This window comes from Scandinavium tedordense (genome assembly GCF_024764965.1).
Taxonomy (GTDB): domain Bacteria; phylum Pseudomonadota; class Gammaproteobacteria; order Enterobacterales; family Enterobacteriaceae; genus Scandinavium; species Scandinavium tedordense.
The window spans coordinates 464,189-479,991 of record NZ_JALIGG010000058.1 but is presented as its reverse complement, the minus strand read 5'-3'; the positions used below and the strand labels follow the sequence as shown (position 1 = coordinate 479,991).

14 protein-coding genes are annotated in these 15,803 nt (G+C 54.9%); 5 read left to right on the top strand and 9 right to left on the bottom strand.

Going from position 1 to position 15,803, the window contains the following annotated elements; translation table 11 throughout:
• Positions 1 to 8: 8 nt before the first annotated feature.
• The 4 genes from MUU46_RS21710 to dalD all read right to left on the bottom strand — a co-directional run bounded on the left by MUU46_RS21710 (position 9) and on the right by dalD (position 4,903).
• Entirely contained in the window at positions 9 to 662 is a 654-nt protein-coding gene (locus MUU46_RS21710) for an HAD family hydrolase (RefSeq protein ID WP_258966671.1), read from the bottom strand.
• Positions 663 to 719: 57 nt separating this feature from the next.
• Positions 720 to 2,000 (bottom strand): RbtT/DalT/CsbX family MFS transporter, encoded by a 1,281-nt coding sequence (locus MUU46_RS21705; protein WP_258966670.1) that lies wholly within the window; start codon positions 1,998 to 2,000, stop codon positions 720 to 722.
• Between the two features lie 64 nt (positions 2,001 to 2,064).
• A complete protein-coding gene (gene xylB, locus MUU46_RS21700; protein ID WP_258966669.1) occupies positions 2,065 to 3,528 on the bottom strand; it encodes a xylulokinase in 1,464 nt (487 codons plus the stop codon).
• A 10-nt stretch (positions 3,529 to 3,538) separates the two neighbouring features.
• Positions 3,539 to 4,903, bottom strand: a complete 1,365-nt coding sequence (gene dalD, locus MUU46_RS21695) for a D-arabinitol 4-dehydrogenase (protein WP_258966668.1) — start codon at positions 4,901 to 4,903, stop codon at positions 3,539 to 3,541.
• A gap of 213 nt (positions 4,904 to 5,116) precedes the next feature.
• On the opposite strand from dalD, the gene MUU46_RS21690 reads away from it, so the two are divergent.
• Positions 5,117 to 6,058 (top strand): sugar-binding transcriptional regulator, encoded by a 942-nt coding sequence (locus MUU46_RS21690; RefSeq protein WP_159759079.1) that lies wholly within the window; start codon positions 5,117 to 5,119, stop codon positions 6,056 to 6,058.
• Here the strand turns inward: MUU46_RS21690 and MUU46_RS21685 are convergent.
• The gene (locus MUU46_RS21685) at positions 6,055 to 7,077 is read right to left on the bottom strand and encodes a LacI family DNA-binding transcriptional regulator (protein WP_258966667.1); all 1,023 of its coding nucleotides are present in this window, start codon (positions 7,075 to 7,077) and stop codon (positions 6,055 to 6,057) included. The two genes, MUU46_RS21690 and MUU46_RS21685, sit on opposite strands and share 4 nt — an antisense overlap.
• 122 nt (positions 7,078 to 7,199) lie before the next feature.
• Between MUU46_RS21685 and MUU46_RS21680 the strand changes: the two genes are divergently transcribed.
• Together MUU46_RS21680 and MUU46_RS21675 are read left to right on the top strand one after the other, a co-directional pair.
• A complete protein-coding gene (locus MUU46_RS21680; protein WP_159759075.1) occupies positions 7,200 to 7,949 on the top strand; it encodes an SDR family oxidoreductase in 750 nt (249 codons plus the stop codon).
• A 22-nt stretch (positions 7,950 to 7,971) separates the two neighbouring features.
• On the top strand, positions 7,972 to 9,585 hold the full coding sequence (locus MUU46_RS21675; protein ID WP_258966666.1) for an FGGY-family carbohydrate kinase: 1,614 nt from the start codon (positions 7,972 to 7,974) through the stop codon (positions 9,583 to 9,585).
• Positions 9,586 to 9,735: 150 nt separating this feature from the next.
• Here the strand turns inward: MUU46_RS21675 and MUU46_RS21670 are convergent, their stop codons facing one another.
• A complete protein-coding gene (locus tag MUU46_RS21670) occupies positions 9,736 to 10,065 on the bottom strand; it encodes a hypothetical protein (protein WP_159759071.1) in 330 nt (109 codons plus the stop codon).
• A 169-nt stretch (positions 10,066 to 10,234) separates the two neighbouring features.
• Here MUU46_RS21670 and MUU46_RS21665 point away from each other — a divergent pair, with 169 nt between their 5' ends.
• Positions 10,235 to 11,668, top strand: coding sequence for an aldehyde dehydrogenase (locus tag MUU46_RS21665; protein WP_258966665.1), 1,434 nt, complete (start codon positions 10,235 to 10,237; stop codon positions 11,666 to 11,668).
• Between the two features lie 214 nt (positions 11,669 to 11,882).
• Here the strand turns inward: MUU46_RS21665 and MUU46_RS21655 are convergent, their stop codons facing one another.
• Positions 11,883 to 12,056 carry a GhoT/OrtT family toxin gene (locus MUU46_RS21655; RefSeq protein ID WP_258966664.1) on the bottom strand — a complete coding sequence of 58 codons (174 nt, stop codon included), beginning with the start codon at positions 12,054 to 12,056 and terminating at the stop codon, positions 11,883 to 11,885.
• A 182-nt stretch (positions 12,057 to 12,238) separates the two neighbouring features.
• Between MUU46_RS21655 and yncL the strand changes: the two genes are divergently transcribed.
• A complete protein-coding gene (gene yncL / locus MUU46_RS21650; protein ID WP_159759065.1) occupies positions 12,239 to 12,331 on the top strand; it encodes a stress response membrane protein YncL in 93 nt (30 codons plus the stop codon).
• An 84-nt stretch (positions 12,332 to 12,415) separates the two neighbouring features.
• On the opposite strand, the gene MUU46_RS21645 is transcribed toward yncL, so the two are convergent.
• Entirely contained in the window at positions 12,416 to 13,810 is a 1,395-nt protein-coding gene (locus tag MUU46_RS21645) for a glycoside hydrolase family 1 protein (RefSeq protein ID WP_258966663.1), read from the bottom strand.
• A gap of 16 nt (positions 13,811 to 13,826) precedes the next feature.
• Complete coding sequence (gene bglF, locus MUU46_RS21640) at positions 13,827 to 15,683, bottom strand: PTS beta-glucoside transporter subunit IIABC (protein ID WP_258966662.1); 1,857 nt, start codon at positions 15,681 to 15,683, stop codon at positions 13,827 to 13,829.
• Between the last annotated feature and the right edge of the window lie 120 nt (positions 15,684 to 15,803).

Genomic DNA, 15,803 nt, shown 5'->3' with positions numbered 1-15,803 from the left:
GGTAAAGGTCAGGTAAGTGCTGGCTGCAAAGCATCAATAAGTTCATCAAGCGTTGGGTAGCGCCCGAGCGCCGTCGCAAACTTTACATCCTGGTAATCGGCGGCCACCACAAAGGTTTCGATCTTCGCCCGCCGGGCGGCGGTAAAACCGCTCAGACTGTCCTCAATGACTCTGCACTCCCCGGCCTCCAGCGCCAGCTTAAACATCGCCTTATGATAAACAGCAGGATGAGGCTTGCCGAAAGGCTCCTCGTCCGCGCTGCACACAACGTCAAACCAGTCCCACAGCTTCAGTTGGTCAAACACCGCTTCAATGATCTGTTTACAGGATGACGTTGCCAGCGCCAGGCGGTAACCTGCGGCACGGAAATTGCGCAGCGCCTGCTCCAGCCCGCTCATTGCCACACCTTCGCTACGAATGGCAGCGCAAACCCGCGCGACAATCTGCTCCTCTGCTTGCTGCGAGGATATGCTCAACGCGTATCGTTCACACCATAGCCTTGCGATATCATCAATCCGCTTCCCTTTGGTGGCGCTTTCACACTCCTCAACCGTTATCGCAATGCCCTGTTCTGCCAACACCTCGATTTGGGCACGCTGCCAGAAACCTTCCGAATCGATAATGACGCCGTCCATATCAAAAATAACCGCTTGTACGCCCATTACTGTTCCTGTTCCCGTTCCGTTAGCGGCTGGCAGGGTACGCCAGCCGTAACTATCTTAAGATGCCCGCACCACCGCTTTGTCGGTTTTATCCGCACAGCTTTCAAAGCCGGGCTGTTCGACATGGATAAAGTGGCAAAGGAAGAAGGCGATGACATAAAGTGTGGTATAGGCAATCACCACGCCGATGGTGCTGAAGTACGGCAGCAACACTACCGCAATCGCCGGCGCCAGGAAGTTCGACAGGCCCGCAGAGAGGTTGTAGACAGAAATCGCAGCCCCTTTGTGACGCGGCTCGAGCGCCGGGAAAACGGCCGCCATCGGCACGAATGCCGCGACGAAAATCCCAAGCGAAATAGCAGGCAGTAGCGCCATGGCGAAGTTATGCCCAAAATGCTGCGGTACGTAGTAGAACGCCAGGCTTGAAAGGGCCATACCAATGCAGCCGAACCAACGGACGACGCGCATCCAGCCCATTTTTTCCGCCACGATGCCCCAGAAAATATTCGAGAAAATGGTCGTAAAGAAGAATACTGCCCACACCTGGAGCCACTCAGAGGTACTGAAGCCCAGCTCATCGACGAACATCAGCGGCATGATTACCGCAAAGCCGAACAGCGACAGAGTGTTGATAATGCGCACCATGCTCGAATACATAATGCTACGGTTGGTATAGAGCAGCGTAATCGCCCGACTCAGTTCGTTGAGTTTCTCTTTGGTCGTCAGGTTATGCATGTGCGTTGGGGTATGCACGTTACGCAGGGAGATCATCGCAATCACCCCACCCGCCAGGCAGAAGAAAAGCGCCATCCACAGCGTACCCAGTTCGCCAACCAGTGGAATGGTAAAACTCGGAATGTAGCTGCCCGCCACGCCAATACCAATTGAATAGACCGCCCAGTACCAGCCCAGTGCGGAGCTGGCATTTTCGCTCTTCACATTATGAATAATCACCACGATGAAGGAATAGAGGAACAGCGGATAAGCAAAGCCGCGAATGCCGTAGAACAGCAAGATCAGCCCGTAGTTGGCATGCCCCAGGCCGAACGTCAAGAACAGCACATGGAACACGCACCACAGCACAAAGCCGATAAACATGGTTTTCTGCGGCGTAATAATTTCGGCAACCACCCCGGAAACCCAGGCGGACAGCGCGGCAGCGAGGCCATAGAGCGTAAAGGCAAACGATGCCTGTGCGGGCGAAAAGCCCAGCTCTTTGATGTAGTGGGAGAGGAACGCCAGCTCAAAACCGTCACCGGTCATGAAAACGGCGATAGCGATATAGCCCCACAGCAGGTGAAGCGGTAATCCAAACCATTGTTTATTCGCAACGGACATAGTGACCTCGTTTCTTTTGTACAGGGTAAGCCCGGCCGCAGCCGGGTCATTTTTATTATTAAAATCAGAAGGTTCTATAATTCAGATCGTTCAGGTAGAGCGAAGTAAAGTGTGCATAGCGTTTCATCAGCGCGGTATGCTGCTGAGCCCGCGGCGACCAGCTCTGGTATATTTCAGGTTTCCTGCAAACCGATACCAGATCTTTACCTGCCGCCAGACAGGCCAGACGGGCCGCCCCGAGCGCGCCGCCGGTTTCGCCGCCCTTGTGGGTGACAATGGGCATATTGAGCACGTCCGCCAGCAGTTGCGCCCATAATGCACTTCGGGCACCGCCGCCGACCAACGAACACTGCTCGATATGCGTACCACTTTCCTGCAACACCCGCAGCCCATCGGCAAGACCGAAGCTCACGCCTTCCAGCACCGCATACCCCATGGTGGCGCGACTGCTGGCATGCGTTAGCCCGTGGAAGATGCCCTTCGCATTCGGATCGTTATGAGGTGTGCGCTCCCCGGAGAGATATGGCAGGAACATGGGTGCCTCGGCCTTTTCTTGCTCGCTCAGCTGCGCGACTTCCTCAAGCAACGCCGTTTCGGTCACGCCAACCAGTCGGCAGAACCATTGCAGGCAACTGGCGGCGCTCAGCATGACGCTCATTTGATGCCAGCGATTGGGTAGCACGTGGCAAAATGCATGCACTGCGGAAGCCGGCGCCGGGCGATAGGCTTCGTTAACCACAAACAGCACGCCGGAAGTGCCCAGAGAAATAAACGCATCCCCTGGGTTAACCGCCCCCACGCCTATGGCGCTGACCGCGTTGTCGCCCCCCCCACCGGCGACCACCACCGACGGGTTAAGCCCCCAGCGTGCGGCGATTTCCGGGGCCAACGTGGCAGAGACGTCACAGCCTTCCACCAGCGCTGGCATATTGCGTCTGGACAGACCGCACTTAGCAAGCAGGCTGTCTGACCAGTCGCGGCGCGCCACGTCCAGCCAGAGCGTGCCCGCTGCGTCGGACATGTCAGAGATTTTTTTCCCCGTCATCTGCAGCCGCAGGTAATCCTTCGGCAGCAAAACCGTATCGATACGTTTGAAGTTTTCTGGCTCATGCCTGCGAACCCACAGCAGCTTCGGTGCAGTGAATCCCGGCATAGCGAGATTCCCAGCCACCGCGTGCAGCTCAGGGGCTATTTCTTCCAGCTCGGCGCACTCCTGTGAACTGCGGGTGTCGTTCCACAGAATGGCCGGGCGGATCACATTGTCTGACGCATCCAGCAGCACCGCGCCGTGCATCTGCCCGGAGAGGCCAACGGCTTTAATTGCCGACCAGTGCTGTTCACATTTCTCTTTCAGCGTGCTCATCAGGTAGTCGGTGGCCTCCCACCAGGCCTGTGGGCTTTGTTCTGACCAGTGCGGATGGGGACGCTGTATGGTCAGCGGTGCGCTATGGCTGGTCACGATGTCACCGTTTTCGTCAATGACCAGCGCTTTTACTTCTGAGGTGCCAAGATCGATGCCTAAGTACATGATGTATTCCTCAGCGGATCAGCGAATAAACAGCCTGAATTTTTTCACGCAGCAGCGCGGTAAAATCTTCCCGCTGCGCTAACTCTCCGAACAACGCTTTGTCACCGGCGTAAAGCGCCACGGGATCTTCGGCGTTGAACATGGCGTGCACCGCATTTGCGTCCAGAATGCCGTCCTGGTATTCATACGGCAGTTGGCCCTTGTGCCACTGCTCCATGAAGACAAAAAACAGCGCGGGCAGCATGGCGGTCGCGTGCGGCACGGTGCCACGCTGATAGCATTCGATCATCGTCGGGGTCATCATCGCCGGGATTTTCGAGAAACCATCTGCCGCCACGCGCTGATTGGTATCTTCGATATACGGATTGGTGAAACGTTTCAGAACCACATCGCGGTAGGTCGGCAGGTCGATGCCGTTATCGCCCAGGCTTGGGATCACATCTTCGGTGACGTAACGGTCGGCCACGGCGTAGATGGCCTCCGTGAGGGTGCTTTCGTGAATAAACGTCCTCCCCATCAGCGTGCCCGCCCAGGCAATGCAGCTATGGGAGGCGTTCAGGATACGGATTTTCGCCTCTTCGTAAGGGATGACCGACTCAACCATCTCCACGCCAACGGCCTCAAGATCCGGGCGAACGTCGCGGAAATTGTCCTCAACCACCCACTGGATAAAGGTTTCGCCCATCACCGGGGCTTTATCTTCAATACCGGTCTGCGCTTTGATGCGCGCAGGCAGATCGGCTGCCGGACGAGGAGTAATACGGTCAACCATCGTGTTCGGACAGGTCGCATTGGCAGCCAGCCACGCGATGACGGGCTGCTTACCGGACAGTTCGAGGAACTCCACCAGCCCGTCGTGGAATCGCTCACCGTTGTGGCGCACGTTATCGCAGTTAAGCAAGGTCAGAGGACCCGCGCCGTTTGCCATACGCTGCTCAAGAATACGGGTGATAACGCCATAAATCGTTTTGTTGCCGCCCTTCAGGTCACAGGCCAGATCGACATTTGCGACCTCCAGCCTGTGGGAGGTATTCAGGTAGTAACCTCCTTCCGTCACGGTGAATGCGATGACTTTGGTTTGCGGCTTCGCGCCTTCTGAAATCAGCGGCTGCAGGTCAGCCTGCCATGGCAGCAGTTTCTGAATGGAGGTGATCTCTTCATAAGCCCTTTCGCCTTCCGGGCTGACCGTTTCCAGCACGTAGCGGCCCTTCTGCGCCGTCAGAGCGGCGACGACATGTTCCGCATCATTGCGAATATTCCCGGCGGCGATGTGCCAGCGGGTATCGCCCTGCGCAATCAAACGGTGCAAGTACCAGGCCTGGTGCGCGCGGTGAAAAGATCCCAGACCAATGTGTAACCAGGTATTCGTAGTCATGACGTAGCTCTCCATTCAGATTTGTGAACTGAATGTAATTGAACATTTAGTTAAATTAAGAGCGTTACGTCACAAAAGAGCAAATGACCCATTAAATTACAAATGACCAGATACAGATAAATTAGTGTTGCCTGCCTGGCCTGCACGCGCCAGAATGCGGGTATCACAACGGGAATAAACTTTCCGTTTCCTCCCTCTAAGGTGCTGAAAAAATTGATAACTGAAGACGATATCCGGTTGGATCAGAAAGTACGCGCCGCGTGGATGTACTACATTGCCGGACAGAATCAGAGCGAGATAGCCACCCAGCTCGGGACCTCCCGGCCTGTCGTACAGCGTCTGCTGGCAGCGGCAAAAGAAGAAGGCATCGTCTCCATCGGTCTTAACCACCCGGTGGCCAGTTGCCTGAACTACGCGCAAATGCTGAAAGAGAAATACGATCTTATCGAGTGCAGCGTCGTCCCCGCTTTTACCCGCGACATGACGCTCGACAGCGTCTCCTTCGGCTGCTATCAGCTGATGAAGAAGTATCTTCACAGCGATGAGGATAAGGTGGTCGGCGTGGGCTCAGGCTTAACACTGAAAAAAACCATCCGGCGGATTGATTTCGACAGCGCCAACACGCGCTGTGTGGCATTAATCAGCGCCATGAACGCGGACGGGAAATGTAACTACTACGATGACGTGCCGCTGCTGCTGGCCAGTAAAATTCAGGCCAATTATTATCAGTGGCCTGCACCTCGCTACGCGCAGACGTCGCTGGAACATCAGATGTGGTGCTCGAACCGCCTGTTTAACAACGTCTCCGACGTCGCGCTGGATGCGGACGTTATTTTCGTCGGCATCGGCGCGCTGACACAGGACAGCCCTATCGTGAAAGATGGTTTCATCACTCTCGAACAGCTGGAAACACTGACTCTACAGGGTGCCATCGGGGAGATCCTGGGCCGCTTTATTGATGCCAGCGGCGACGTAGTAGAGAGCGATATCAACAATCTGATCACCAGCTTTGATATCCGCCGCAGCCCGTGTCCGCGCATTGCCGCCGCATGCGGCGAGGATAAACGCAGGGTGATTTTCTCGGCGCTTAAGGGCAAGTGGATTAACGGCCTGGTGACCGATGAGCACACCGCCCGGTGGCTGCTGACCCGCTAAAGCGGGCTGCCGATGGTGAGCATGGGCGGAATTTCGATGCACTGAATTTTGGCGTCACCGGAATCGATAATTGAAAACGCGGCTTCCAGCATCGCCGGGACGTCCTGACGCACCATATCGATATCGTGGCCCAACAGCGGCACGAACGGATCCCAGTCAAAGCAGCCCATCGGCGGCTGCTGCGTGCCGGTTTGCCCACGGGCGGACAACCACTGCACCACCCCTTCCAGCGAAATGGTCGAATTGACAAACAGGCCGTACACGCCATCTTCCGGCGGCATAAAATCCACCAGACTCGCCTGAACATGCTTTGGCGAGTAGCCGTCAACAAAGGTGTTTTTCGCTGACACGACAAGGCCCGCCGCCTGATGCGCATCCCGGAAGCCGCGCAGACGTTCGCGGGTGTTGTGGTCGTTGCGCCTGCCGCCGATAAATGTCAGCGCGACCTTCTTGCCGAAGCGCTTCTCGGCGTTGAGCAGAATACGTTCGGTCAGCGCCTTTGCTCCGGCGTAGTTATCGGAGATAACCGAAGGCGCGAGCGTGCCCGGCAGGTCAAGATTCAGGGTGTGAACGCCCGCCTGCGAACACAGCTCAGAGATTTCATCAGGCCGCGTCGCCCCGGTCGCAATCACCCATTCAACCTGCCATGAGAGCATGGTGCGCACCGCTTCCAGCTCCAGCTCCGGGTCGCGGCGGGTACAGGTGATAATCGGGAACAGGCCACGTTCACGCGCCATCTCTTCAAATTTTTCGACGATGGAGCCGAAGTAGCGATTATCATATTTCGGCACAATCATGCCAATCACCCGGGATTTGTCTTTGCGCAGCAGGCTAGCCTGGCGATTAACCGCGTAGCCCTGCTCCTGAGCCACTTGGGTGACCTTCTCGGCCAACTTCGCGCTGATGCGGCGCTTTTTCCAGTTACCGTTCAGAATAGCGCTCACCGCACTCGCCGAAACCCCGGTCAGTTCTGCCAGGTCGTAAATCGTTATTTTCTTCGTTTTCCTGGTGCGTATCACAAATTTCTCTCTCCGTTTTTTATCGGGCTTGCCGCACATTTGATCTGGTGCTAAATCTGCTCTATCGATTGAGCAATTTATATTACATCCCAATAATCTGCCTGGCTGACAAGGATTATAAAATGAAAAACACATTACCCTCTAAGAATTGCGCACTGAACGGCAAAGTGGCTGCCATTACCGGCGCTGCCTCCGGCATCGGGCTGGAATGTGCCAGAACGCTGCTGGCGGCAGGTGCGAAGGTTGTACTGATCGACCGCGACGGCGAAAAGCTTGAGAAACTGACCGCAGAAATGGGTGACAACGCCTTTGCCCTGGTAGTGGACCTGATGCAGCCGAAGCAGGTTGACAGTATCCTCGCGGGGATCCTGGAAAAAGCCGGGCGTCTGGATATCTTCCATGCTAACGCTGGCGCCTATATTGGCGGCCCGGTGGCGGAAGGCGATCCGGATGTCTGGGACCGCGTGCTTCACCTTAACATCAATGCCGCGTTTCGCAGCGTGCGGGCAGTACTGCCTCACCTGATCGCCCAGAAATCCGGGGATATTATTTTCACCAGTTCCATCGCGGGCGTGGTGCCGGTCATCTGGGAACCTATCTATACCGCATCCAAGTTTGCCGTACAGGCATTCGTTCACTCAACCCGTCGCCAGGTTGCACAGTATGGCGTACGTGTGGGTGCTGTACTTCCAGGCCCGGTGGTTACCGCCCTGCTCGACGACTGGCCGAAAGAGAAAATGGAAGAGGCTCTGGCCAACGGCAGCCTGATGCAGCCGATTGAAGTCGCCGAGTCCGTATTGTTTATGGTGACGCGCAGTAAAAACGTGACCGTTCGCGATCTGGTCATTCTGCCAAACAGCGTCGATCTGTGATCCAGGGATAATGGATAACAATATGAAAAGTGAAACACAAAGTACCCTAATCGGTGTAGATGTTGGTTCAGGCAGCGTACGCGCCGGGATATTCGACCATGATGGTCATCTGCTGGCCCACGCGTCACGTCCAATTACGCTGCATCGCAGTACAGGGAACAAAGTCGAGCAATCCAGCCGCGAAATCTGGCAAGCGGTGTGTGAGAGTATTCGTGAAGCGATGAGTGCCGCAGACGTCCCGGCAACCAGCGTGAAAGGAATTGGCTTTGATGCCACCTGTTCACTGGTGGTGCTGGGGCACAATGGCGAGTCGCTACCGGTCAGTGACGCAAACCATCCCGATCGCAATATTATCGTCTGGATGGATCACCGCGCCACCGCGCAGGCTGAGCGCATTAACGCCACAGAACACCCCGTGCTGAAATATATTGGCGGCAAAATATCCCCCGAGATGGAAACGCCAAAACTCCTCTGGCTGAAGGAGAATTGCCGGGAAGTGTATGACAATGCCTGGCAATTCTTTGATCTGGCTGACTTCCTCACCTGGCGCGCCACGGGGGATCTCGCCCGCTCAACCTGTACCGTAACCTGCAAATGGACCTATCTGGCGCACGAAAAGCGTTGGGATGCCGACTATTTCCGTACCATTGGCCTTAACGAACTGGCGGATGAAGATTTCGAGCGTATTGGTCAGCAAATTGTTGAGCCAGGGACCCCTTGCGGCGAAGGACTTAGCCCCAGCGCGGCAGATGAACTGGGGTTGCCTTTCGGTACGCCTGTCGCCGTGGGGATGATTGACGCCCATGCTGGCGGTATCGGTACAGCGGGTGTGGATAAAGGTGCACTGCACAATCTTGCCTGGGTGTTTGGCACGTCCGCCTGCACGATGACCTCTACGGAAAATCCCGTTTATATTCCCGGTGTGTGGGGGCCTTACTATTCAGCTATGGTGCCGGGCATGTGGCTGAGCGAGGGGGGGCAGAGCGCAGCGGGTGCGGCGATTGATCAACTGGTTGCTTTCCATCCGGCTGCCGCTGCAACACGCAAACAAGCAAAAGCCCTTAACGTACCGTTACCCGTTTATCTCGCGGATCTCGCGCTGGCGAAATTCACTGAGCCTTCCAGCACAATAGAGCTGGCCCGCGGAATACACGTGGTGCCGGAGTTTTTAGGCAACCGCGCACCTTTTGCCGATCCCCATTCCCGGGCAGTCATTGCAGGTCTGGGAATGGAAAACGATTTGGACAATCTGGTCGCACTCTACATCGCAGGGCTTTGCGGGATTGGCTACGGTCTGCGGCAGATCGTGGATGCTCAGCGTCATGAAGGGGTGGTGACAGATAAGATAGTGATTAGCGGCGGTGCAGGCCAGCATCCGCTGGTGCGTCAGTTGCTGGCAGACGCATGCGATCTTCCTGTGGTAACCACGCAATGCAGCGAGCCGGTATTACTGGGTTCAGCCATTCTTGGCGCAGTGGCAGGAGGCCTGGCACCCACCGTCAGGGAAGCAATGCAGAAAATGACAAAGCTTGACCGCCAGTTTGATCCACAAGAGAATTTCCGCCAGAAGCACAAGTCTCGCTACGAGAGCTACATGCTGTTGCAGCAGACGGCCAAAAGGATTCGGGATAGTTGATATTGTGATTCACAGGTCTGGGGACGGACCATTCCACTCTGGTCCGTCAGCCCGCCACACCCCTCAATCAGATAAAATGATGAATCAGTAAAATATGGCTGTTGGTTTATCTGGCATTACGGGGTGAACGAGAGTCTTTTACTGCGGGTATTAACGACAAATATACGGGGTGTTACTTTCGAAAAGCACCGGTCTGAACCCAGCTTTTACCGCAAACAGCGCGTGAGATTCCCCGGCAGCCTGTTTATAAACACCGACTTTAAAGTTGTCATTGGCATCACGGGTAGACTGCAGCTCTAAATAGCTGTTATTGACCCTTAGGGTCTTCGGGAAAAGCGTGACGTCGACCTGATATGTCGTCCCATCATTTGAAGTACAGGAGAGCACTGACCCGTTTGATTCGGCAAAAACGCCTGCTATACCCGACACCGGAATTCCTGTCATCACCACGCCTAACACCAGTATTGTTCTAAATCCCACAACCCCTCCTTAAAAGAAAACCGTGCAATCTACAGGGATTAATGGGTTCATTATGGGCTTTTAATGCTTAACTGCCTGTCAAAATAAAGCGTGCGATTAACGCCCTGCGTCTGGTCTTCTCCCCACCACTCTCTACACTCATTTCGTCAACCAGAACAACGAGGTAAGTATGACTGTCATCTGTCCCCTGTTTATTGCCGGTAAGTCAGTGATGGCTGAAGACCAGCGCACCTTTGAGCGGCGTAATCCCGTTAACGATGCCGTAGCCAGTCGGGCGGCAGCTGCCAGCGTCAATGATGCCGTCCGGGCAGCTGACGCAGCCGCCAAGGCGTTTCTTTCATGGCGCGAAACCACGCCAGCGGTTCGGCGAAACCTGCTGCTGAACGCCGCCGATGAACTGGAAAAACGCAGCGAACAGTTCGTGACCGTGATGGCAGCTGAAACCGGTGCGACACCGCACTGGGCGGGCTTTAACGTCCATCTGGGCGCAGAGGTGCTGCGAGAAGCCGCCGCGCTGACCACTCAAATCGACGGCCAGATTATTCCCTCAAACGTTCCGGGCAACCTCGCGATGGGCGTGCGCCAGGGTGCCGGCGTGGTGCTCGGTATGGCGCCGTGGAATGCACCGGTGATCCTCGCCGTACGCGCCATCGCCACCCCGCTGGCCTGTGGTAATACTGTTATTCTCAAAGGCTCTGAGCTTTCCCCTGCGACCCAACGTTTGATTATTGAAGCGCTGGATGCCGCTGGATTCCCGGCAGGCGTGGTCAATTATCTTTCCTGCGATCCGGCTGATGCCCCAGAACGGGTAGAAGCGCTAATTGCGCACCCGGCCGTGCGTCGGGTCAATTTCACTGGTTCAACGGGCGTGGGGCGAATTATCGCGCAAACCTGCGGCCGCTATCTTAAGCCTGTGGTACTGGAACTCGGCGGCAAAGCCCCGCTACTGGTACTGGATGATGCCGATATTACGCAGGCTGCAGCCGGTGCTACCTTCGGCGCTTTTGCCAACGCCGGGCAAATTTGCATGTCGACCGAGCGCATCATCGTCGATAACGCCATTGCCGGGGTGTTTATCGACAGCCTGGTGAGCCGCGTGAAAGCATTACCTGCCGGGCTACTGGGACCGGTGGTGAATAAACACACTGTTGAGCGCTGCAACGCACTGATTGATGACGCCGTCGGTAAAGGCGCACGCGTGCTGACCGGAGGAAAAGCCGACAGCACGTACATGCCCGCCACGCTGATCGACGGCGTCACCCGTGAAATGCGCCTGTGGGCCGAAGAGTCTTTTGGGCCGGTGAAAGCTATTATCCGCGCCAGCGGCGACGCTGAATTGTTGGCTATCGCCAATGAGAGCGAATATGGCCTCTCTTCTGCGGTCTACAGTCGCGATACCGCCAGAGCGTGGAACGTGGCACAGAATCTGCAATCCGGTATCTGTCACATTAATGGCCCCACTGTTCACGACGAGGCGCAAATGCCGTTTGGTGGCTGCAAATCTTCTGGCTATGGCCGTTTCGGTGGCCGCGCGGGCATTCATGAATTCACTGAACTGCGCTGGATAACGCTGCAAACCACGCCGCGTCAGCTACCCTTCTGAACAAAAATTCGCCCTAATACTGCCGCCAGCGCAGATGGATTTTCCCAGGACATGGAGTGTCCTGCTTCTGGCACAATATGCAGCGGGATCCCGGCATTTACTACCGCTGATGCATCGTCATCCGGTAATGAGCATTCACCGAATAGGTTCCTCCCTCTCTTATTGACTGTATTTTTATACAGTACCCATAAAGAAATGGCGAGCCCAGTCCGGATCAAAACATCGATAACAAAAGTGCGATCGGAAAACTAAAAGGCCAGGTGGCACCAATCAACACAGTGGCAATCAGGCGGATACGCTTGCTCTCTTTGGTGAGAAACCACGTGATGAAGGCACTGATGGAAGCCATTACGGCGTAGAAAATCAGCATATGCTGGTAAAGCGTCATGAAAAAAACCGATCCGTATCAAAAAAATTCGCGCGCAATATGCCATTTTTTTTGACATGTATCAAATTTTTACATTTCACTTCGACCGACTGCTCTGGTTATGTAAAAACTGACTTTGTCTGATTGCGAACCTTCTGGCTGGCGACTATATCAATAGAGGCCGATAAAAAGAGGAAGGCGTTATGGAAGTGTCGAGCAAAACCGTGTTCCTGATTAATCTCTTTGCAGCCGTTGCCCTTATTAGTCTGTTGTCGATTCGCTTTGGCTGGATTTAAAGACGCACAGCGGACAGAGTAACAGCAAAGTCTGAGAGTTAATCCCGGTCACTGTAGGGTGACCGGCATTATTTTAACAGCTCGTTAGCGTTTTAAGCTGCTGCCACGCGAGGCAATGACGTCCTTATACCAATAAAAACTTTTCTTCCGCGAACGCGCCAGTGTGCCGTTGCCTTGATCGTCACGATCCACGTAGATAAATCCATATCGCTTGGAAAGTTCTGCTTTCGAGGCGCTGACAAGATCGATGGGTCCCCAGCAGGTGTATCCCAGCACGTTCACGCCGTCTTCAATCGCTTCCCTGACCTGCACTAAATGATCGTTGAGATAGCTGATGCGATAGTCATCATTCACGATACCGTCGGCGTCAATTTTATCTTTCGCGCCCAGTCCGTTTTCGACAATGAACAGCGGCTTCTGATACCGATCCCACAGCATATTCAGCAGCACGCGCAGGCCAACCGGGTCAATCTGCCAGCCCCATTCGGAGGCCGGCAAATGAGGATTGGGGATCATGCTGAGAATATTGCCGCGCGCTTTGGCATTCACGTCTTCGTCAGCGCTGACGCAACCAGTCATGTAGTAGCTGAAGGAAATAAAATCGACGGTGCTTTTCAGCGCCTGCCTGTCACTGTCGCTCATTACAATTTCGACGTTGTTATCACGGAAATAGCGCAGCATATAGCCCGGATATTCACCACGACATTGCACATCACCAAAGAACAACCATTGCCTGTTTTCCTGGAGGGTTTCCAGTACGTCTGTTGGCTTACAGGTCAACGGATACATCAATCCACCGAGCAGCATATTGCCCACTTTCGCGTCCGGAATAAGCTCATGACAGGCTTTGACCGCCAGAGCACTGGCCACCAGTTGCTGATGAATAGCCTGATAAATCTCGGCTTTGGTGCTGTTTCCCGCAAGGCCCACGCCGGTCATTGGCGCATGAAGCGACATGTTGATTTCGTTAAAGGTCAACCACAGTTTTACTTTGCTTTTGAAGCGGGTGAACACCACACGGGCGTAGCGTTCAAAGAACGTGATAACCTCGCGATTGCCCCAGCCACCATAGTTTTTCACTAATGCCCACGGCATTTCGTAGTGAGACAAAGTAACCATTGGGGTGATGTTGTGCTTCGCCAGCTCATCGAACAGCTGATCGTAATAGGCCAGCCCGGCTTCGTTGGGCTGCTGCTCATCACCGTTAGGGAAAATGCGCGTCCACGCAATTGACACCCGCAGGCAACTGAAGCCCATTTCGGCGAACAAGGCGATATCGTCGGGATAGCGATGATAAAAATCGATGGCGACATCTTTGATGCCCATATCGCCAGACTTGCGTTCTCTGATTTCGCCAAACACGCCGTGCGGCTGAACATCAGACGTTGAAATGCCCTTTCCGTCCTCCTGCCATGCACCTTCGACCTGATTAGCAGCCACTGCGCCGCCCCACAAAAATGTTTCAGGAAATGCTTTCATCTGATTCTCCTTTGATTTAACGCGTAACCGTTAAAAATGGCATCCCGCCCTGGATGATGTGCTGATCTGAGGTCCGAACAACAGCGGTGTAATCTTCACTATTGCTGATGATTACCGGCGTAGTAAGATCGTATCCCGCATCAAGAATAGCCTGACGATCGAACTCGATCAGCAGATCGCCGGGTTTAATTTTGTCACCCATTTTGACGTGGGCGATGAAATACTGTCCGTCGAGTTTGACGGTGTCGATGCCGATGTGAATGAGTACTTCGATACCGCTTTCGCTTAGCAGACCGATGGCGTGACGCGTCTGGAACAATGAGGCCACTTCCCCGTGGAAAGGTGCGATAACCTGTCCTGTTAGCGGGATAATCGCCGTGCCCTGGCCAAGTAAACCGCTGGCAAAAGTGGTATCTGTAACCTGATCCATCGCCAGAACCGTGCCGCTCATCGGCGCCAGAATGTCGTTCTCACCGGCGACAGCGACGGCAACCGTGGTGTTTCCCTCCCTACGCGGCAGGCCTGAAATACAAGTCATCGCGCAGGCTAACACCATCGATACCGCCGTCCCGATAATCGCTCCCCATACGGTGAAATCGACACCGGCCGATGGAATAATCTGTGCAAAGGTGAAGACGCTGACCAGACCGAAAGAGTAGACGCTTGAGTGGCATAACCCGACAATTGCGCCGCCCACCGCCCCGCTGATACAGCCAAAAATGAAAGGCCGACGGTTAGGCAAGGTGACGCCATACACCGCCGGTTCGGTTATACCGAAAATCCCGGCGGTAAATGCCGAGCCTGCCAGCACTTTCATTTTCTTATCACGCGTGCGCAGCAGCACACCGAGCGTCGACCCAACCTGTCCCGTTACCGCAGGCAGCAGCAGCGGCGCTAAGGTGTCATGTCCGAGCACGCTGAGGTTGTTGATCATCAGCGGCACCAGCCCCCAGTGCAGGCCAAAGATGACGCACACCTGCCAGATACCGCCTATGACAGCCCCCGCCAGCCACGGCATGAAGACATATATTGCCTGATACGCCTGCGCCAGCAACTGACTCAACCAGATAGCCGCCGGGCCAATGAGCAGGAACGTCAGCGGTACAGTAATGGCTAAACAAAACAGCGGGGTGAAGAAATTGCGTACCGCCGAGGGGAAAATCTTGTTAAAGCGTTTCTCCAGCCAGCAGCTGACCCATGCGGCAAAAATAATGGGAATAACCGAAGCGCTGTAATTGATAAACGTAATCGGGATACCGAGGAAATGCTCCGTCGTTGCGCCCGCCTGATGACTGGCCTGAAAGGCCTGGATAACCAGCGGATGCGCCAGCGCTCCACCGATCGCCATGGTCAGGAACGGGCTGCCGCCAAATTTTTTACCTGCTGTGTAACCGAGCACTAACGGGAAGAAGTAAAACAGGCTGTCGCTGGCGGCAAACCACAGCGTGTACGTTCCGCTGTTTGGGGCCAGCCAGCCGCACACCACCGCCAGCGACAAGAGACCTTTGAGGATCCCCGATGCGGCCATCACGCCAAGGAACGGCGTAAATATGCCGGAGATAATGTCGATAAGCTTATTGAGAGGGTTCGTTTTTTCCGCCGTCGGCGGCGCCACGGTTTCATCACTGATCCCCGCTTCGTCGCAAACCGCGTTATAGACGTCATGCACGTGGTTGCCAATAACCACCTGAAACTGTCCGCCGCTTTCCACCACCATAATGATGTCGGGATTCTTCTTCAGCACCTCGGCGTTGGCACGCTTCCCCTCTTTGAGCTTGAATCGTAAACGCGTAGCGCAGTGAACCAGATTGACGATATTCTCCCGTCCACCTATCTGAGCCAGAATATCCCGCGCAATCTCTTGATATTGCATGATACGTTCCTTTCGCCCGTCGGGCGTTGTGTAGCCTGAGTTATATACGAAAAAAAACCTGACCTCAGCCACTCAATACAGAGGACCGATAGTCAGGTTTTGCCTGCCAAAGCAGTAACA

Excerpts from the sequence above, each read along its gene's own strand:
- MUU46_RS21665 (WP_258966665.1), top strand. The coding sequence starts at position 10,235 with ATGACTGTCATCTGTCCCCTGTTTATTGCCGGTAAGTCAGTGATGGCT.
- yncL (WP_159759065.1), top strand. The coding sequence starts at position 12,239 with ATGGAAGTGTCGAGCAAAACCGTGTTCCTGATTAATCTCTTTGCAGCC.
- MUU46_RS21655 (WP_258966664.1), bottom strand. The coding sequence starts at position 12,056 with ATGACGCTTTACCAGCATATGCTGATTTTCTACGCCGTAATGGCTTCC.
- xylB (WP_258966669.1), bottom strand. The coding sequence starts at position 3,528 with ATGTACTTAGGCATCGATCTTGGCACCTCAGAAGTAAAAGCGCTGGTC.
- MUU46_RS21645 (WP_258966663.1), bottom strand. The coding sequence starts at position 13,810 with ATGAAAGCATTTCCTGAAACATTTTTGTGGGGCGGCGCAGTGGCTGCT.
- MUU46_RS21705 (WP_258966670.1), bottom strand. The coding sequence starts at position 2,000 with ATGTCCGTTGCGAATAAACAATGGTTTGGATTACCGCTTCACCTGCTG.
- MUU46_RS21710 (WP_258966671.1), bottom strand. The coding sequence starts at position 662 with ATGGGCGTACAAGCGGTTATTTTTGATATGGACGGCGTCATTATCGAT.
- MUU46_RS21675 (WP_258966666.1), top strand. The coding sequence starts at position 7,972 with ATGAAAAGTGAAACACAAAGTACCCTAATCGGTGTAGATGTTGGTTCA.
- MUU46_RS21680 (WP_159759075.1), top strand. The coding sequence starts at position 7,200 with ATGAAAAACACATTACCCTCTAAGAATTGCGCACTGAACGGCAAAGTG.
- dalD (WP_258966668.1), bottom strand. The coding sequence starts at position 4,903 with ATGACTACGAATACCTGGTTACACATTGGTCTGGGATCTTTTCACCGC.
- bglF (WP_258966662.1), bottom strand. The coding sequence starts at position 15,683 with ATGCAATATCAAGAGATTGCGCGGGATATTCTGGCTCAGATAGGTGGA.